The sequence below is a fragment of the Pseudomonas sp. FSL R10-1339 genome (assembly GCF_009600545.1).
GTDB lineage: Bacteria > Pseudomonadota > Gammaproteobacteria > Pseudomonadales > Pseudomonadaceae > Aquipseudomonas > Aquipseudomonas bubulae.
This window is the reverse complement of sequence record NZ_WIVQ01000045.1, coordinates 1-15,762: the sequence shown is the minus strand read 5'-3', so window position 1 is coordinate 15,762 and position 15,762 is coordinate 1. Positions and strand designations below refer to the sequence as shown.

At 54.7% G+C, this 15,762-nt stretch carries 22 protein-coding genes, 1 tRNA gene and 3 pseudogenes; 21 read left to right on the top strand and 5 right to left on the bottom strand.

Translation table 11 applies throughout. The features are described 5' to 3' along the window. Positions 1-31 precede the first annotated feature (31 nt). Entirely contained in the window at positions 32-199 is a 168-nt protein-coding gene (locus GHO03_RS25140) for a hypothetical protein (protein WP_165446485.1), read from the bottom strand. 224 nt (positions 200-423) lie between these two features. On the opposite strand from GHO03_RS25140, the gene GHO03_RS14430 reads away from it, so the two are divergent. After that, positions 424-1,101: a hypothetical protein gene (locus GHO03_RS14430; protein ID WP_095021187.1), complete on the top strand. Its 678-nt coding sequence runs from the start codon at positions 424-426 to the stop codon at positions 1,099-1,101. Positions 1,102-1,218: 117 nt separating this feature from the next. Here the strand turns inward: GHO03_RS14430 and GHO03_RS14425 are convergent, their stop codons facing one another. After that, positions 1,219-2,502, bottom strand: coding sequence for an FAD-binding oxidoreductase (locus GHO03_RS14425; RefSeq protein ID WP_153400109.1), 1,284 nt, complete (start codon positions 2,500-2,502; stop codon positions 1,219-1,221). 184 nt (positions 2,503-2,686) lie between these two features. Here GHO03_RS14425 and GHO03_RS14420 point away from each other — a divergent pair. From GHO03_RS14420 to GHO03_RS14385, 8 genes and pseudogenes are all read left to right on the top strand, one after another. After that, a tRNA-Val gene (locus tag GHO03_RS14420) sits at positions 2,687-2,763 on the top strand. Positions 2,764-2,925: 162 nt separating this feature from the next. Continuing rightward, positions 2,926-3,291, top strand: a pseudogene (locus GHO03_RS14415) (DnaT-like ssDNA-binding protein); the annotation flags it as partial. 95 nt (positions 3,292-3,386) lie between these two features. After that, positions 3,387-3,710: a helix-turn-helix domain-containing protein gene (locus GHO03_RS14410; protein WP_153400108.1), complete on the top strand. Its 324-nt coding sequence runs from the start codon at positions 3,387-3,389 to the stop codon at positions 3,708-3,710. 52 nt (positions 3,711-3,762) lie between these two features. Next, a complete protein-coding gene (locus GHO03_RS14405; protein WP_095018790.1) occupies positions 3,763-4,131 on the top strand; it encodes a hypothetical protein in 369 nt (122 codons plus the stop codon). Continuing rightward, positions 4,128-4,725 (top strand): annotated as a pseudogene (locus GHO03_RS14400) (hypothetical protein). The gene GHO03_RS14405 and the pseudogene GHO03_RS14400 overlap by 4 nt, the downstream one beginning before the upstream one ends. Beyond that, positions 4,722-5,138 (top strand): phage tail terminator-like protein, encoded by a 417-nt coding sequence (locus GHO03_RS14395; RefSeq protein WP_095018791.1) that lies wholly within the window; start codon positions 4,722-4,724, stop codon positions 5,136-5,138. The pseudogene GHO03_RS14400 and the gene GHO03_RS14395 overlap by 4 nt, the downstream one beginning before the upstream one ends. A gap of 320 nt (positions 5,139-5,458) precedes the next feature. After that, positions 5,459-6,202: a C40 family peptidase gene (locus tag GHO03_RS14390; RefSeq protein ID WP_133144971.1), complete on the top strand. Its 744-nt coding sequence runs from the start codon at positions 5,459-5,461 to the stop codon at positions 6,200-6,202. 34 nt (positions 6,203-6,236) lie between these two features. Beyond that, on the top strand, positions 6,237-6,452 hold the full coding sequence (locus tag GHO03_RS14385; RefSeq protein ID WP_130871701.1) for a DUF1983 domain-containing protein: 216 nt from the start codon (positions 6,237-6,239) through the stop codon (positions 6,450-6,452). Here GHO03_RS14385 and GHO03_RS14380 read toward each other — a convergent pair. Beyond that, entirely contained in the window at positions 6,430-6,675 is a 246-nt protein-coding gene (locus GHO03_RS14380) for a hypothetical protein (RefSeq protein ID WP_095018794.1), read from the bottom strand. The two genes, GHO03_RS14385 and GHO03_RS14380, sit on opposite strands and share 23 nt — an antisense overlap. A 188-nt stretch (positions 6,676-6,863) precedes the next feature. Here GHO03_RS14380 and GHO03_RS14375 point away from each other — a divergent pair, with 188 nt between their 5' ends. Both GHO03_RS14375 and GHO03_RS14370 read left to right on the top strand, forming a co-directional pair. Then, complete coding sequence (locus GHO03_RS14375) at positions 6,864-7,208, top strand: hypothetical protein (RefSeq protein ID WP_019827010.1); 345 nt, start codon at positions 6,864-6,866, stop codon at positions 7,206-7,208. After that, the gene (locus tag GHO03_RS14370; protein ID WP_019827011.1) at positions 7,205-7,519 is read left to right on the top strand and encodes a DNA-binding transcriptional regulator; all 315 of its coding nucleotides are present in this window, start codon (positions 7,205-7,207) and stop codon (positions 7,517-7,519) included. The genes GHO03_RS14375 and GHO03_RS14370 overlap by 4 nt, the downstream gene beginning before the upstream one ends. A 55-nt stretch (positions 7,520-7,574) precedes the next feature. On the opposite strand, the gene GHO03_RS14365 is transcribed toward GHO03_RS14370, so the two are convergent. Further along, positions 7,575-7,850: a hypothetical protein gene (locus GHO03_RS14365; protein WP_095025051.1), complete on the bottom strand. Its 276-nt coding sequence runs from the start codon at positions 7,848-7,850 to the stop codon at positions 7,575-7,577. A gap of 514 nt (positions 7,851-8,364) precedes the next feature. Between GHO03_RS14365 and GHO03_RS25855 the strand changes: the two genes are divergently transcribed. Beyond that, a complete protein-coding gene (locus tag GHO03_RS25855) occupies positions 8,365-8,646 on the top strand; it encodes a DUF4236 domain-containing protein (RefSeq protein ID WP_133144972.1) in 282 nt (93 codons plus the stop codon). An 83-nt stretch (positions 8,647-8,729) separates the two neighbouring features. Here GHO03_RS25855 and GHO03_RS14355 read toward each other — a convergent pair whose 3' ends face one another. Then, positions 8,730-9,191 (bottom strand): hypothetical protein, encoded by a 462-nt coding sequence (locus GHO03_RS14355; protein ID WP_095018797.1) that lies wholly within the window; start codon positions 9,189-9,191, stop codon positions 8,730-8,732. Positions 9,192-9,277: 86 nt separating this feature from the next. Here GHO03_RS14355 and GHO03_RS14350 point away from each other — a divergent pair, with 86 nt between their 5' ends. The 9 genes and pseudogenes from GHO03_RS14350 (at position 9,278) to GHO03_RS14310 (ending at position 15,570) form a co-directional block, all read left to right on the top strand. Beyond that, on the top strand, positions 9,278-9,700 hold the full coding sequence (locus GHO03_RS14350) for a hypothetical protein (RefSeq protein WP_153400107.1): 423 nt from the start codon (positions 9,278-9,280) through the stop codon (positions 9,698-9,700). Positions 9,701-9,755: 55 nt separating this feature from the next. Continuing rightward, positions 9,756-10,337: a tail assembly protein gene (locus GHO03_RS14345; protein ID WP_095024238.1), complete on the top strand. Its 582-nt coding sequence runs from the start codon at positions 9,756-9,758 to the stop codon at positions 10,335-10,337. Between the two features lie 66 nt (positions 10,338-10,403). After that, complete coding sequence (locus GHO03_RS14340) at positions 10,404-10,757, top strand: hypothetical protein (protein ID WP_095024239.1); 354 nt, start codon at positions 10,404-10,406, stop codon at positions 10,755-10,757. Positions 10,758-10,811: 54 nt separating this feature from the next. Continuing rightward, positions 10,812-12,794, top strand: a pseudogene (locus tag GHO03_RS14335) (host specificity protein J); the annotation flags it as partial. A 281-nt stretch (positions 12,795-13,075) separates the two neighbouring features. Next, positions 13,076-13,369, top strand: coding sequence for a hypothetical protein (locus GHO03_RS14330; protein WP_133144359.1), 294 nt, complete (start codon positions 13,076-13,078; stop codon positions 13,367-13,369). Positions 13,370-13,393: 24 nt separating this feature from the next. Then, positions 13,394-13,666: a hypothetical protein gene (locus GHO03_RS14325; protein ID WP_095024241.1), complete on the top strand. Its 273-nt coding sequence runs from the start codon at positions 13,394-13,396 to the stop codon at positions 13,664-13,666. Positions 13,667-13,724: 58 nt separating this feature from the next. Then, positions 13,725-14,258, top strand: a complete 534-nt coding sequence (locus GHO03_RS14320) for a glycoside hydrolase family 19 protein (RefSeq protein ID WP_153400106.1) — start codon at positions 13,725-13,727, stop codon at positions 14,256-14,258. Further along, entirely contained in the window at positions 14,255-14,776 is a 522-nt protein-coding gene (locus GHO03_RS14315) for a lysis system i-spanin subunit Rz (RefSeq protein WP_095024243.1), read from the top strand. Before GHO03_RS14320 ends, GHO03_RS14315 begins: the two co-directional genes overlap by 4 nt. A 182-nt stretch (positions 14,777-14,958) precedes the next feature. After that, positions 14,959-15,570, top strand: coding sequence for a hypothetical protein (locus GHO03_RS14310; protein ID WP_133144361.1), 612 nt, complete (start codon positions 14,959-14,961; stop codon positions 15,568-15,570). The last annotated feature ends 192 nt before the right edge of the window (positions 15,571-15,762 follow it).

Below are 15,762 nucleotides of genomic sequence, written 5' to 3'. Positions count from 1 at the left end.
TCTCTTTGGGGTGGACGGCTTTTTTGTGGGTTCAATGTGCGCTTGCTGCGCCAGCTACCGGTTTTTCAGGGATATCTTGCGGTTTTGCCTGCACCTGCGGGTGATGATGGCGGCTAATACGCATCAGGCCCCAGAGCATGGCGCCAGCAACGGCCAGCCAACCGGCAATCAGCAGAAAAATAGTGAGTATCGGGCTCATCAGTGCCTCCTTTGCCCCCTACGGGCTCAAACACACGCTAAGCAGATGACAGTCTAGCCTGTGCGATGTTGCAGTCTATTGACCGAAGGTCGTGTAGGGCTAATCGATTCGCTCTATATCAGCCATTGGGCTGTGGCTTAAGGCTATACCTCGCATTATTGGCGCCCTATGATTGACGGTCATGGCGGACTTTGAGGTCTGGCGTTTATTAAGAGCGAGGCAATATGCGGGCAGTGACAGGGGCAAAATCGGCGCGGCTGTGGCTGATGGGGGTGTTTGCGTTAGCGATGGTGGGCTGCGCCAGTGTCGAACCCCCTGAGTTTCGACGCTTGCCAGAACGGGTAGAGCTCAATGGCGTGCCGTTTTTCCGCGGCAATGCCAACCAGGGTGCCCCGCAAATATTGGCGGGCATGCTCAGTGAGCAAAGAGTCCGCATCACCCCCGGACTTTTGGTCAAACCGCTGCAGTTACCGGGTGCCGAAGCCTCATTGCAATCTAATATCGAGCAGCTTGCGGCGGGTTACGGGCTGATGGTGTACCCGCTGGACAAATCCCTGTCTGCGTTGCTGACTCAAGTGGCAGCCGGCTACCCGGTGATGCTGCGATTTAGCGACGGCACCCTGTGGTCCGAGCCGCGCTACGCGATGCTGGTGGGTTACAACCGCGCCAAAGGCACGGTGTTGCTGCGTTCAGGTATGGAGCGTCGGCGGTTGATGGACTTCAGCAAATTCGAGTCGGCGTGGAAGGATGCTGGCGGCTGGGCCGTGCTGATCCTGTCGCCAACCCAGTTGCCGGCCAACGTCGACAAGACCCGCTGGCTGAAAATTGCCAATGAACTGTCCCGCTCGGGCCAGGAACAGGCCGGGGCTACAGCGATCAAGACTCTGGAGTCCCAAAAGTAAGCGTTGGCATCACCCTGTGGGAGCTGGCTTGCCTGCGATGCAAGCGACGCGGTGTGACTGGCACAACGCAGCGATGCCATCGCGAGCAAGCCCGCTCCCACATAGCCACCACAAGAGTTAAAAGCCGAACTTGTCCCGCAAGCTGTAATACCAGGCACCCAAATCAGTCAGCGGTGTACGCAACAGCTGTCCGCCGGGGAAAGGGTAGTGGGGCAGATCGGCAAACGCATCAAAACGCTCTGCCTGCCCGCGCAGGGCTTCAGCCAGCACCTTGCCAGCCAGATGGGTATAGGTCACGCCATGCCCGCTGCAACCTTGTGAGTAATAGATGTTGTCACCGATACGACCGACCTGAGGCAGGCGTGACAGCGTCAGCAGGAAGTTGCCCGTCCACGCGTAGTCAATTTTCACATCCTTGAGCTGCGGGAAAGCCTTGAGCATTTTCGGCCGGATAATCGCCTCGATATTGGCAGGGTCCCGTGCGCCATACACCACGCCACCCCCGAAAATCAGACGCTTGTCACCGGACAGGCGATAGTAGTCGAGCAAGTAGTTACAGTCCTCAACGCAATAGTCCTGTGGCAACAGAGTCTTGGCCAGCTCATCACCCAGGGGCTCGGTGGTGATTACCTGTGTACCGCAGGGCATGGACTTGGAAGCCAGCTCCGGTACCAGATTGCCCAGATAGGCATTGCCTGCGACGATAATGAACTTGGCTCGCACCTTGCCCTGGGGGGTATGCACCACAGGATTGGCGCCGCGTTCAATGCGAACAGCGGGGGACTGCTCATAAATGGTGCCGCCCAACGACTCCACGGCAGCGGCTTCGCCCAGCGCCAGATTAAGCGGATGAATATGCCCGCCGCTCATATCCAGCAGCCCGCCCTGATACTGATCACAGGCAACCACTTCACGAATCCGGCGCTGATCCAGCAGCTCCAGTGACGTATTGCCATAACGCTCCCAGAGTTTTTTCTGCGCTTCCAGATGGCCCATCTGCTTGGCGGTGATGGCGGCAAACACGCCGCCGTCTTTCAAATCGCACTGGATCTGATACTTGGCCACACGCTCACGAATGATCTTGCCGCCTTCAAAGGCCATCTGCCCCAGCAACTGAGCCTGCTTGGCGCCGACAGTGCGTTCGATCACATCGATATCGCGGCTGTAACTGTTAACGATCTGGCCGCCATTGCGTCCGGAAGCACCGAACCCCACCTTCGCTGCTTCCAGGACCGTGACCTTGAAACCGGCCTCCAGCAAAAAAAGCGCACTCGACAGCCCGGTATAGCCGGCGCCGATAACACACACATCCGTTTCCACCTCGCCCTGCAGGGCAGGGCGTTCAGGGGCTGGATTGGCTGAAGCCGCATAGTAGGACTGGGGATAGGGAGTGTTCGACATTCTGCAGCCTCTGTTTTATATTTTTTACGAGTGAAGCCGATGCTACCTGAGTTGAAAACCGCCCGCCAGCCACTGGCGGCTGAGTGTTTTAAGGTTAAAAATAAAAAATTCGACTATTCATAGGGTTAGCTGCAAAAAAGGTGTTGACACCCCTCCGCAAATCTATAGAATGCGACCCCACAGCAGGCACGTAGCTCAGTTGGTTAGAGCACCACCTTGACATGGTGGGGGTCGTTGGTTCGAGTCCAATCGCGCCTACCAAACAAAATCCGCTCTGCTGGGCGGTCTAGAAGGGCTCACCGAAAGGTGGGCCCTTTTTTGTTGTCTGCGATTTGCAAAACCCCCACCTCAAAACGCCAAATCAGCCCCCACCTCCAGGTACTCGATACCTTTCTCTGTGTGCCCGTCCTGATAGTGTTTGGTCGCGCGGCTTTGGTGATGGATGGCATGACCTGGAAGGGGCGCAAGACCAGCAGCGAACAGGCTTTGTCCTGGCCACGCCGGGAAGTGCATCTGGATGGCGAGAACAAAGCCGCCAACTATTTGCCTGCGCGTATCCAGTACGGGCAGATGGCCTTGGCGGCCGAAATTCACGCCGACGATATTGACCCAATCGACAAACGCAAAGGGGCCGTGACATTGGAGCGTGTCGAGGGGGCCGTGACACGCGAGTACGCAACGATCCCGAACACCAGCAAGCGGTTATTGCCTGCGGCGCCTGATCGGCCCAGTGCGACGCAGTTTGCGGACTACTTGCTGCAACGAGGATTGTTTTCTGTAAAGGTATAAACAGATGATGGCATTCGTAGTGGCCAGTACTAAAAGTTACTAGTAGAAGTTACTTTGAGTGCTTTAGTATGCTCCTCTCAAAAAGGGAGTGATGCATGTTACCTAATCCAAAAAGCAGTAATTTTCGCTCGGCTCTACGTAATGCGCGCAAGGATGCAGGGCTCACATTGACTGAGTTGGCTGATGCTGCAGGCATATCCAATGTTATGCCTGGACGCTACGAGCGAGGCGAATCTCAGCCTACGATGGGCACTTGGCAAGAGTTGAACAAAGCTCTGTTTGATGTCGATGACGAGGAAGTTGAGGCAGAAGCGAAAAAGCAGGAAATCGGCGAATCACTTTCCGACTCGTCTATTGAGCAGATACTTGAAGAGCTAAAAAGCCGCGGATTCAGCACGGTTAACCTTTCCTACAGCTGATTCGTTGACCCAGCCCCGCTATCTAGTGGGGTTTTCTATCTCAGGTGCCACCATGACTTTCTATGACGAAATGGCCATGATGGCTCTGGAGATGATCACCGAGTTCGGCCAGTCGATACTTGTCGGTAATGTCCTTCCCGGCGAGTACGATCCCGAAACCGGAACGTCAGATCCTGACATTATCACTGAGCAAACTGCCCAAGGCATCCTGCTCGACTTCACTGGCCAGGAATTCCAGAACAACAGCCTCATCAAGCAAGGCGACAAGAAGCTCAAGATTGCTGCGCAGGGGCTTGAGTGGGTGCCTGACCTGCTGAGCAAGATGTCAATTCAAGGCCGCACCTGGTCAATCGTTCCTCCGCTCAAAGAGATCAACCCTGCCGGGACACCGATCCTCTATGAATTGCAGGTGCGATCATGAGCAATCATTACGCAGGCAAGAGCGGCAGTTTCTCAGCTCAAATCCGGGCCTTCGCGGATCGAGCGAAAGATGCCATTGATATGACGATGCGCGACATCATCATCAACATAGGTAACAGCGTTATCACGATGTCACCTGTGGGCACTCCTGATGTCTGGAAGATTAACAAGATCAGTCGCGAGTACAACCAGGCCGTCGCGGAACACAACGAAAACCTGCGCCAAAATCCGCAAAACTTCGACAAACGTGGCTATCTCAAGCGCGGCTTAAAGCTCAATGACGGCATGGGCATACGTGCGCCGCAGGGCTGTGTGGGCGGGCGCTTTCGCGGCAACTGGATGTTCAGTGTCGGATCACCTGACACCTCCACGGTGGATCAGGTAGACCCCCGGTGGTAGCCGTTCCATGGCACGTATCGTCAATGGTGCCCTGGAGTTCAATGCAGGGGAGACGGCTTACATCACCAACTCACTGCCTTATGCCATCCCCTTGGAGTACGGGCATTCAACCCAGGCACCGAGCGGTATGGTTCGGATCACCCTGGGCAACTTTCAAAAGATTGTTGAAGAGGCCATCAGGAAGAACCAGGTATGAGCCATAAGATTGTTCGCGCACTGTTTGAGGCCCGGCTGGCAGCTTGGGCAAAGCTGCAGAAGCCTGTACTGCGCATTGCCTATCAAAATGTGGTGTTCAAGCCTGCTGACGGCGAAACCTACCTGCGGGCTTTCTTGATACCTGCTCACACGGGGAGCGACGACCTCGCTGGCGAGCATCGGGTTTATACCGGTCTGTTTCAAATCACCATCGTCACACCTGCCGGAATGGGTTCCGGTGCGGGCGAAGGGTTGGCAGATGACCTGTCTGCTTTGTTTGCCCTCAATGATCGATTAACCCGGGGTGACTTCACGGTACTGGTGATGACCCCGGTCGAGCCTGGTCCCGAGCAACAAGAAGACACCGGCTGTGCGTTGCCTGTGTCGTTTCAGTACCGTGCCGACACGACTTGATCAGTACTTAGGATTTGGCGCGGCGGCTTCTGAACCACTTCACTAAATACCAAGGCGCGGCCAGTATCAGAACAAGAATCGCCGCCAGGGGCAGAGAGTCAACCCAGAGGGACGCTAGAAGCCTGGATTCGATCAACCAACCTTGTGCACTATTCGGATCGGTTTGGGCGTAGGCCGACAGCAGTGCAATCACTGAGGTGATTATCGCGAACCAAATGGCGCTACGAACTTGCTCTCGATTCATATGTGTTTGATTCCCGGAGTGGCATTAAGTAAGGCGCGCGATCCTATCAACCAGCCGTCATCCGGTCGATGGCTCTATTTGCCAATCCACTGACTTCATCCTAATACGCCCATACCCGAAAGAGTGCTGCGGGCTGCTGCTGGCCATCGGGCGCAAGCAGCAGTACTTCCCGTGCCGGAACATTGCCAGCGAGCCGAATGAAGAGTTTCGTCTCGATCCAGAAGACTACGCAGCAGCGGAAGACCTGGGCGAGGTGATCGGCATTGTTCACTCACACCCGGATGCCACCAGCCGGCCGTCTCCGCATGATCTGGCGATGTGCGAGGCTACGGCGTTGCCATGGCACATCCTGAGTTGGCCTGAAGGCGACTTGCGCACTATTACACCGACCGGAAACATGCCGCTGCTTAAGCGTCCGTTTGTTCACGGCGCGTGGGATTGCTGGCAGGTCTGTGCGGATTGGTACAAGCGCGAGTGGGGGCTGGAGTTTGAAGCTTTTAGACGGGAGGACGGCTGGTGGGAGAGTGCTGGCAACACCAGTTTGTACGAAGCCAATTACGAGGAGGCAGGTTTTGTGCGGGGCGACCAGCCACGGCGTGGTGACCTGATCGTTATGGCGATTGGGCGAACGGTTCACCCGAATCATGCTGGGATTTATCTCGGTGATGATCCGGAGCTGCCTGGAGAAGAATCAGGGGTTTTCGGGCCGGTGCCGTTTTTGTTGCATCACCTGTATGGCAGGCCGTCAGAGGTGATCGTTTATGGCGGCCCTTGGCTGGATCGGACGCAGCTGATCCTCAGGCACACAGATGCAAAATAACTAAAATGACGAGGCTTACCCGCAGGAGATCAACATGCACCAACTTAAAACTCAAATGACGAGTACTGGAGCGCTTGTGGTTACCGGTATTGGTACTGGAATTGAAACCAGTCAGCTTTTGATTTCAGCTGATAGATTTTCGATCAAGAGTGTTGAGCAATTTCTGGCAACAGAGAAAGCCGACCTGTTGGAGCGTCGACTTGCACGGATTGAGAGCAAATTAGGGTTTAGTCCTTTGGGTGATCGCTGAAAAATTCCGAGATCCTCTTGGGGTTCGGACGAACAGGACTGTTCTTGGGCATCGCCTCCGCCACGCGCAATGCAAAGACCCTTGCAGTCTCGAGGCCTTCTTTTCCTTGAGAAGCGGACAATTGATGAACAAGTCCGGAAATTACGCAATTGAGATTTTGTAGGTCTGAGCCATGCGCGTTGACGGCGTCGATCAGTTTCTGACTCAGTTCGCTTTGTTCCATTTTGCCTCCTTGGTAATCCGCGCCGAAATTAGCGCAACCCCAGTCCGTGGGCTTGCAGGCAAAAGACTGGGGAATTCTGTTGCGTAAGTGCTGGAGGCTACTACTACAGGCAACGGGGTGTTACTGAGGATTCGTACATGCTGCAACCATTTGCTAATCTATAGGCAATCTGCGTACACTTTACGCCAATGAAAACAGTCTTCTTTGAAACCACAAGCTTCACCGCCACGGTAGGTGATTACCTGACTGACGATGAATACCGGCAGCTTCAGGTAGAGATGCAGGCGAACCCGGCCGCAGGCGATGTAATGCCGCGCACGGGTGGATTCCGAAAGCTACGCTGGCAAGACGCCCGCAGAGGAAAGGGCAAGCGTGGCGGGTTGCGGGTCATCTATTACTGGCTGCTGGATGATGGTCAGTTCTGGATGTTCGCAATTTACGACAAGGATGAGCTTGAAAACCTGACCGCTGATCAGGAGAAAGCGCTGAAGGCGGCCATTGGTGCAGAATTGAAACAACGAGGTGGGAAATGAAAAAGCGCGATCTGTTTGCCGAGCTGATGCAAGGCGTGAACGAGATGGGCGAACATCGCGAAGGGAAGATCACCCTTCGCCAGTACGAAGTGGAGGCGATGCCGGCCCCCGAGGTGACTGCTGCCGAGATCGTTTCTCTGCGTGAAAAATTGCACATGTCCCAGCCAGTGTTTGCCCGGCAGATCAGAACCAGCCCGGACACACTGAAAAATTGGGAGCAGTCGAAGTCAAAGCCGAATGCCCAGGCAGCACTACTGATCAAGTTGGTCCAGCGCTTCCCTGATATGGTTGATCGCCTCAACGCTGTTTAAGCTGACCTGTATATGAAAGCCCGGCCCTCGCGCTGGGCTTGTTGCATCTGGTGCCTTACCAGCAAACGAGCCGCAAGCCGCCTACTAGATCTAATATTTCATCGGGGCGATTTGGCTGGATCTCCAATATGGAGATCAGACCATCAATCACCCTGCGCGATTCTTGACTGACCGGTTTTCCATGAGGCAGCAGCAAGTCTGCAATCGGATAGCACTCATTCGGCCAGTTTTTAAGCGCATTGATTAGTAGGTTACGTTTTTCTACCAGTGCGTAAGGACCATCGGCTGGATCTGCAAGCGCTAGCCTCAGTTTCGTGAATTCAAGTTGCATTATCTGCATCCTAGCCAGTAAAAAAACGCCCGGCAGCCCAGGCTTGGGCTACCTGTAATGGCGCTGGCGAAGCACTTCGGAGCAGCGCTTGGCGATTGTCAAAAAGTGCCAGCCAGTAAAAAGCATCAGCCCAACGGCACTGTACGCAGCGACTCCCAATGCTGTTATACCTACTTGGTTTGTAGCGTGTATGAGTTCTGGAGCAACGTCTTTGGCTACCCATAAGTAGTAACTGCCGGCCAGAAAACTTGGTCCACCAATTAGGGCAAGCGCCCAACTATTGAGCTCCGACCAAAGCCGCTTACGTTCGTTTCGAAATAACTGTAGAGCTTTATTAAGCGCCTTCAATTGGACTTCCTCAGACTTGGTTATAGGGCACAACGCTACTACTGTGGCGAGTATTTAGGTATTGGCATTTCATCCATGCTGGATGCCCATTCAGGTTCCGACAGAGCGTTATTCTTGGTGGTGGCATTTTGATGCTAAAGTTGCTTTTTTTCAAAGGAACTGAGTCATGGCCCTCAGAATCAGGAAGAGCATCAAAATTGCTCCTGGTGTTCGGATCAACATCAGCAAAAGTGGTGTGAGTACGTCACTAGGCGTGAAAGGTGCCACAGTAAACCTAAGTAAACGCGGTACGCGGGTCACGACCGGAATTCCTGGCACTGGAATATCTTCGTCGAAGTTCTACGGGGCCGGAAAGAGAGAGGCTACCCCTACGCCACCTACACCGGCGTGGGCGCATGTGGCCACCTTGCTAATTATTGCAGCAGTTCTTTGGTGGATATTCAGCTGAGGTCCACGCGCAGCCCTAATGTTTTCGGTGCCCTGAAATGAGAAAGCCCAGCTAAATGCTGGGCTTATTGTGTTTGATTGTTATTACCCGCGTTTGAGAGACACCATTGCATCCACAAACCGTTCAGCTTTCTTCTGCGTATCTACAAGAGAGCTGTTCATGACGTTCCCGCCAGTGCTCCGGGTCTGCACAACCCATCGGCCGCGTTTCGAGTAGAGGGCCACACTACCGATGGAGTTGTAGTAAATACGAGTCTGAACGGCTTTTGAGGATGTTCGTGAGCTGCCTGCTGCTATCGCTCCGCCACCGAGAGGGACTGCACTGGCAAAGCCGCTGGTGGTCGAAAGTATGCCGCTGCCATAGCCAATGTACTCATCAGTAAACACGACCTGCTCCGGCCTGGTCTTGAGAGGTTGTTCCATAAGCACCTGCTCGATTACCGAACGTGCCTGTTCTGGGCTGATCTTGGCCGGAGTGTACTCAACGACCTTTGATACGCATCCTGTGAGCAGAAGCATTAGTGCAGCTATTGCGAAGGGTCTCATCACAGGCTCCGTTATTGTTGGCGGGCATTCTGCCATGACCGCGTTGCTGATGCTAAAGTCCCGCCAAAATCAATAGAGGGAACGACATGCGAATTTTGATAGGCGCGCTCGCTGTAGCATTTCTGGCGGGGTGTGCGTCTTCACCCATCCCAGTCAGCCAGGCAAAGCCGGTTCCATCTGATGAGCTTTATGCTTTCCAGTCAAAGCCCGCGGGTGAGAGTAGTGTGATTACAGTCGTCCGGGATTCCGGGATGGTTGGATCTGGTTGCGATATCGTCGTGTACGTCGATGGGCGCAAAGCTGGCAAGATTGGCACCAGTCAGCGCGCGAGCTTTTATCTGCCTGCCGGCAATATAAATCTGGGGGCTGGATTGGCTGGCTCCGGCCTGTGTGCTGGCGCGGCGATTCGAACCATTTCAGCCAGTGTTCAAGCCAACAAAGAAAGCCTCTACAGGATCAGTGGTTATATGAGCGGCTTCTATATCGGCCCCTATGTCGATTACAACTGAGTTCCAATCTTTAAAAGCCGCCTCCGGGCGGTTTTTTAATGTCCGGAGAAAAGTAATGCAGGGTTCGGCAATCAACTACCAACCCGTGACGACCATCCGGTTGTACGGCCCATTACGCCAATTTGGTCGCTCATTCAGACTGGCCGTTAAATCACCAGCAGAAGCCATCAGGGCTCTCTGCGTCCAGGTCCCTGGCTTCGAGCGTTTCCTGTCGAATGCCAAATCCAGAGGGCTTGAATTCACCGTATTCCGGGGCAAAACAAACATTGGACAAGATGAGCTTGGCTACTGTGGGGCTGGCGATATACGCATTGCTCCTGTCGTAGTCGGCAGTAAGCGGGCAGGTCTTCTTCAAACCATCATTGGTGCGGTACTCATTGTGGCAGGCAGCTACTTTAAGCAACCTTGGGCTGTTCAGTTGGGCGTGGGTTTGGTCGGTGGTGGCGTAATCCAAATGCTCAGCCCCCAGGCGGGAGGCCTAAAAACCAGCGCGGCTCCCGAGAACACCCCCGGCTACGCCTTCGGTAGCGCCAAGAACTCTACGGCCTCCGGCAATCCTGTTTCGCTCTGCTACGGGCGCCGTCGCTGGGGTGGCGCCATTATCAGTGCTGCGGTCTATGCGGAAGATCAAGTCTAGAGGTCGGGTGGAAACAAGTACTGATATCATTATAATGGCGCACTTCAAAAAAAAGGAAATGTTGTAATGACATCGGAAATCACTCAAACGCCTACCATCTCTTTTGAAGAAATTCATACCAGAGGTACTGAGCTCATACGCAAGCGAGCGTCATTCGAGATATTGGGGCTTAATGGCAAGATGATTGATGCTGTTAGCCTGCTCGAAGCCGAAATTGAAAAGCAGGGTTTGACCTGCCGCATTTACACAAGCGGTAGAATTGCATCGATTGGCGCGTCCATGCTGGGTGGAGTGACTGGGATTGTAGGGATTGCTTCTGCTGCAGTGATTGCTGCGCACAACATAGCTACCTTCAATCCAGACTATGAAGTGTCAAAACATCTCGTAGACAACAAGCTTGTTGTTTCATACGAAAAGTAGGATTTCAGAAAGTACGGACCCGCGTTAGCGGGTTTTTTTTCGTCTGGAGGAAAAATGGGCGCAGCACAGCTACTCGATATCCACGGTGCCAAGGGCGGTTCCGACAAGCCAAAAACCCCAACCGAAGCCCCGGACAGCCTGCGCTCGATTGCCTTGGCGAAGATGCTGATCGCGGTCGGCGAGGGTGAATTCGACGGCATCCCCACGGCCCAAAATATCTACCTCGACAATACCCCGCTGCAGGACGAACAGGGCAACTTGAACTTCCCGAACGTAAAGTGGGAATGGCGCACCGGCTCCGTGGAGCAGCCATATATCCCCGGCATTCCCTCGGTTGAAAACGAAACCACCCTGGGCATTGAGCTGCGCAGCGGCACGCCGTGGGTGAGGTCGATCAACAACACCCAGCTGTCCGCAGTACGCCTGCGTTTTGCCTGGCCCATGCTGCAATCGATAGATGCCAACGGGAATATCAACGGCTACCGGATCGAGTACAAGGTTGAGGTGGCTACGGATGGCGGCGCCTATCAGCAGGTGTTGAGCGAGGCCGTGGACGGCAAGACCACCAGCACCTACGAGCGCACCCGACGCGTTGACTTGCCCAAGGCCGCAAGTGGCTGGATGTTGCGCGTCACGCGGATCACGCTGAACCAGAACAGCAACAAAATTGCCGACACCATGCAGATCGCATGTTACACCGAGGTCATCGACGCCAAGCTGCGCTATCCGCACACCGCGATGCTCTATATCGAATTCTCTGCTGAGCAGTTCCGCAATATCCCCGCGATCACGGTTGAGTGTGACGCGCGCAAAATCGCCGTGCCCAGCAACTACGATCCGCGGAGCAGGTCGTAAACGGGTATCTGGGATGGCACCTTCAAGCAGGCCTGGACTGACAACCCGGTATGGATGACCTACGACATCACGGTCAACGACCGCTTTGGCCTCGGCCGGCGGATCAAGCCCTGGCAGGTCGACAAGTGGGAGCTGTACCGCATCGCCCAGTACTGCGACCAACTGGTGCCGGACGGTCGGGGCGGCATGGAGCCGCGCTTTATCTGCAACCTGAACCTGCAGGGCAAGGCGGATGCCTGGACGCTGCTGCGGGATATTTCGGCGATTTACCGCGGCATGACCTATTGGGCGCAGGGTCAGGTGTTCTCGCTGTCGGATATGCCGCGCTCCACTGATTTTGATTTTGCCTACACCCGTGCCAATGTCATCGACGGTAAGTTCACCTATGCCAGTGCCTCGGAGCGCACCCGCTACAGCCGCGCAATGATCAGCTACGACAACCTGGCCAACAACTACGACACCGATGTCACCGCGGTGACCGACAGCAAGTTGCAGCGCCGCTATGGCGACAACCCGCTGGAGATCAGCGCGATTGGCTGCACCCGTGAGTCCGAAGCGCAGCGCCGGGGCAAATGGGCGTTGCTGACCAATGCCAAGGATCGGGCGGTGACGTTCAGAACGGGCTTGGCCGGGCGTATCCCGTTGCCGGGGTATGTGATCCCGATTGCAGACGAGTTAATCGCAGAGCGGCCAGTGGGCGGGCTAGTGGCGGCGGTTGCCGGCAAGGTCATTACTCTGGACCGCGATACCTCGGCCAAACCGGGCGATCGCCTGATTCTCAACTTGCCTGATGGCAAGTGCGAGGGGCGGACGATCCAACTGGTCAGCGGGCGCAAGGTGACGGTGACCACGGCGTACTCTGTGGCGCCTGAACCGGAACTGGTCTGGTGTCTGGACGCTGACGATCTGGCGGTACCGCTTTACCGGGTCACTAGCGTGTCGCGGCCGGAGGCCGGTGTATTCGAAATCTCGGCAGTGCTTTACGACCCGAGCAAGTTTGCGCATATCGACACCGGGGCCCGTCTTGAAGAGCGCCCCATCAGCGTGATCCCGATCACCGTGGTGCCGGCGCCGGCCAGTGTGGCGCTGACGTCGAATTCGTCGATTGCCCAAGGCTTGGCGGTGACCACCATGAGCATCACCTGGGAGTCGGTTCCCGGCGCTGTCGCCTATGACGTGGATCTTCCCGCAGGGCGCGGGCAGGCTTGGGATGGCGCCTTGCAGCCAGCCACCTTTGTTGGCCAGCCTGCACATAACGTCACACTCTCGTTTACGACCGGACAGGATGGCACTGGAATTGCGCTCTATACACTCATGCAAACTTATTGGATGAACTCGCGTGTACTTTATGTCGGGGTTAATACTGGCCATGCACCCGCCTATGTACACCCGCCAATGGAATATGGAATATTGGCGGCAGGCTCGTTTGTTGCGTCTTTCCAATCTTCAGGGCGGTTGAAATAATGAAAATATTCCTAAGCCCGCAACGGCGCGACGATACGTTGAGCGTTGTCAGACGTGGTGGTTTGCTGATTGTAAATGATGAGCCTTTTGATTTTCCGGCAGTTGAGGAAGGCGACATATTGCCCCGGTCTGCAATCGAATCAGACTGGTTTGTCGGGGATGTGACACGGGTAAACGGCGAGCTTGAACTGACCCTGATCCTGCCAAACCCCGCGAACGTCAGTCAGGCGCAAGCGTTCCCCGTGCCCCTCACTATTACTAAAATGGGCCAGTTGAGTTGCCCAGGCCGTTAACTGACGTAACCAAGGAGCCAGCCCATGAGCAATATTGACTGGTCAGAGCTGCGCAAGGCAGCAGATATCAAAGCTGAGGCCGAGACTGCATGCTTGGCGCCTTTGATTGCTGTCGAAGTCCAGTGGGTCGAGCAGGAGCGTAAGTTCGTGGCTGAGCAGCTGGAGGCCATTGAGGACGGGGAGCAGGTAGCGGGCACGGAGCGCCTGTGGCGTGACTATCGCACCCAGGTTCGAGCCTGGAAGTTGGGGGGCGAGGGCTATCCCGACTCAAGCCAGCGGCCAGAACGCCCAAGCTGACATCAACAGCAACACCGAGCCCCGCCGAGTGCGGGTATTTTTTTGCCGGGAGAAAGTCATGCCCATCACCACGCAGCAACTGTTGCAGATCCTCCCGAACGCCAGCCATGTTGCTGGCGTTTTTGTTCCTGTCTTAAACACCGCGATGGGCCGGTACCAGATTGTGGGCGCCAAGCGAGGAGCCGCATTTATCGCCCAGATTGGCCACGAATCCGGCCAGCTTAAATACGTCAAAGAAATCTGGGGCCCCACGCTCGCTCAAACCAAATACGAGGGCCGCAAAGACCTGGGCAACACCGGAGTAGGCGACGGCTCCAAGTACCGAGGGCGTGGCCTGATCCAGATCACCGGCCGGGCCAACTACATGGCGTGCAGCGAAGCGTTGGCCCTCGACCTGATTAACCAGCCCGAACTGCTGGAGAAGCCACAGCATGCCTGCATGTCAGCGGCATGGTTCTGGGTGACCAGGGGGCTTAATACCCTGGCCGACGCGGGCCAGTTCGACAAGATTACCCAGCGCATCAACGGTGGCCAGAACGGCGCGGCCGATCGGCAGGCGCTGTACGCCCGGGCGCTCAAGGTGTTGGCGTGAACATCGACGCGGTTAAGTGGGGCGGGGTGCTGCTGATCATCCTGGCCCTGATGACGGGCAGCGCGTGGACCGCATGGGAATGGCAGGCCAACGCCTACGGCCAGCAACTGGCCGCCCAAGAAGCTGCCCACCAAACCGAACGCACCGATCAGGCCAACGCCAACTCCGCGCAAATTCTGGCAGAGCAGGGCAAGCGCCTCGCCTTAGAGCAATGGCTGGCAGCCAGTGACCAAGCCCATTACAGAGCCCTGACCGATGAGAAAACCAAACAGGTACGCCTGCTTGATCGCCTTGCTACTGCTGACTTGCGGCTGTCAGTCCAACTCGATGCCACCGCCGCAAATGGTTGTGACGCAGTGCAAACCACCACCAGCCCCAGTGGCGTGGTTTATGGCGCCCATAGAGCCCAACTTGACCCAGCGCATGCTCAACGAATTATCCGCATCACAGGCGACGGCGATCAAGGATTGATCGCGTTGCAGGCCTGTCAGTCTTACGTATTAGCGTTATTCAGATAATTTTTAGAAATAAGGGCAGTGCTTGCTTATCTAAAAGCTCTCGTATAGTTCGACATGCACCGGTAGTGGCATTATGATGCTACCTGCTGTAGGAGAGATCTAATAGCCTCTTGGATTTACGGGATTTAAGAGCTGGCAGTTGGCGTGTAGCAGCGTCTTTTAATGGATTTAAAGGTTTGCAAATGAAAGAAGATGTGTCTGTTGAGAGTGTTGGGAGCGAGTCTGATATCCAAGCTCTAATTAAAAAGTTGGAATTTTTAGAAAGAGAACTCGCGGATCATAAAGATCAGAAAAAAACTGAGCGTAGACAGTATTTTTTGTTCGTTTGGCTTATGATCGTCACTGTTTTTCTTTTTGTAGTGGTAGCTTGGGCGAATCCGACAATTGGAGATCTTGAGCCTGATACGATTAGCACCTTGAATAAAGCAACGAATGTTGTAATTGTTTTGTTTGTTCCTTTCGTATTTGGCGTTTTAGGTGCGGCTGCAAGAGTTTTGATCGCTGGTATAAGCACAGGGCAACAGCTTGGCCTTATAGTTTCATCTGGGTTTATGGCTGTCTTTTCGTGGATAGGTATTAAGAGTGGTGTGTTGATTGCAGTTATCGCGCCACACTTAGAGAAGCAAGCTATTACCAGTGATCAGATTCTTCAGGCTCCGGGTAACTTCTACACATTAGCGCTCGTAGCTATTTTTGTTGGGATGTTCTCGTCAAATCTGTATATTTTTATTAATCAGAAAGTCGAGCAGTTGACTGTTAGGAGGAATTCTGAGGGCGCTGGCGGGAGTCGTTGACGTGAGAGTGTGAGTGCCTTAAAAAATATGCTAACGGTTTAATTATCATAACTAGCAAAGCGTGGTACTACTAATTAAGTTAAGCGTAATGAATCGCCCCTAGTTTCGTAGACATCTCCAAGCCTTAAAATGAGGCCCATTAGGAGGTGCCATGAGCAACCAGCGATATCCCGAAGAATTCAAAATCCAGGC

Coding starts and splice junctions, on each gene's coding strand:
- GHO03_RS14310 (WP_133144361.1), top strand. CDS start 14,959: ATGAAAGAAGATGTGTCTGTTGAGAGTGTTGGGAGCGAGTCTGATATC.
- GHO03_RS25855 (WP_133144972.1), top strand. CDS start 8,365: ATGGCCCTCAGAATCAGGAAGAGCATCAAAATTGCTCCTGGTGTTCGG.
- GHO03_RS14380 (WP_095018794.1), bottom strand. CDS start 6,675: ATGGAACAAAGCGAACTGAGTCAGAAACTGATCGACGCCGTCAACGCG.
- GHO03_RS14345 (WP_095024238.1), top strand. CDS start 9,756: ATGCAGGGTTCGGCAATCAACTACCAACCCGTGACGACCATCCGGTTG.
- GHO03_RS14340 (WP_095024239.1), top strand. CDS start 10,404: ATGACATCGGAAATCACTCAAACGCCTACCATCTCTTTTGAAGAAATT.
- GHO03_RS14405 (WP_095018790.1), top strand. CDS start 3,763: ATGACTTTCTATGACGAAATGGCCATGATGGCTCTGGAGATGATCACC.
- GHO03_RS14370 (WP_019827011.1), top strand. CDS start 7,205: ATGAAAAAGCGCGATCTGTTTGCCGAGCTGATGCAAGGCGTGAACGAG.
- GHO03_RS14350 (WP_153400107.1), top strand. CDS start 9,278: ATGCGAATTTTGATAGGCGCGCTCGCTGTAGCATTTCTGGCGGGGTGT.
- GHO03_RS14320 (WP_153400106.1), top strand. CDS start 13,725: ATGCCCATCACCACGCAGCAACTGTTGCAGATCCTCCCGAACGCCAGC.
- GHO03_RS14430 (WP_095021187.1), top strand. CDS start 424: ATGCGGGCAGTGACAGGGGCAAAATCGGCGCGGCTGTGGCTGATGGGG.
- GHO03_RS14365 (WP_095025051.1), bottom strand. CDS start 7,850: ATGCAACTTGAATTCACGAAACTGAGGCTAGCGCTTGCAGATCCAGCC.
- GHO03_RS25140 (WP_165446485.1), bottom strand. CDS start 199: ATGAGCCCGATACTCACTATTTTTCTGCTGATTGCCGGTTGGCTGGCC.
- GHO03_RS14375 (WP_019827010.1), top strand. CDS start 6,864: ATGAAAACAGTCTTCTTTGAAACCACAAGCTTCACCGCCACGGTAGGT.
- GHO03_RS14385 (WP_130871701.1), top strand. CDS start 6,237: ATGCACCAACTTAAAACTCAAATGACGAGTACTGGAGCGCTTGTGGTT.
- GHO03_RS14410 (WP_153400108.1), top strand. CDS start 3,387: ATGTTACCTAATCCAAAAAGCAGTAATTTTCGCTCGGCTCTACGTAAT.
- GHO03_RS14395 (WP_095018791.1), top strand. CDS start 4,722: ATGAGCCATAAGATTGTTCGCGCACTGTTTGAGGCCCGGCTGGCAGCT.
- GHO03_RS14425 (WP_153400109.1), bottom strand. CDS start 2,502: ATGTCGAACACTCCCTATCCCCAGTCCTACTATGCGGCTTCAGCCAAT.
- GHO03_RS14325 (WP_095024241.1), top strand. CDS start 13,394: ATGAGCAATATTGACTGGTCAGAGCTGCGCAAGGCAGCAGATATCAAA.
- GHO03_RS14330 (WP_133144359.1), top strand. CDS start 13,076: ATGAAAATATTCCTAAGCCCGCAACGGCGCGACGATACGTTGAGCGTT.
- GHO03_RS14355 (WP_095018797.1), bottom strand. CDS start 9,191: ATGAGACCCTTCGCAATAGCTGCACTAATGCTTCTGCTCACAGGATGC.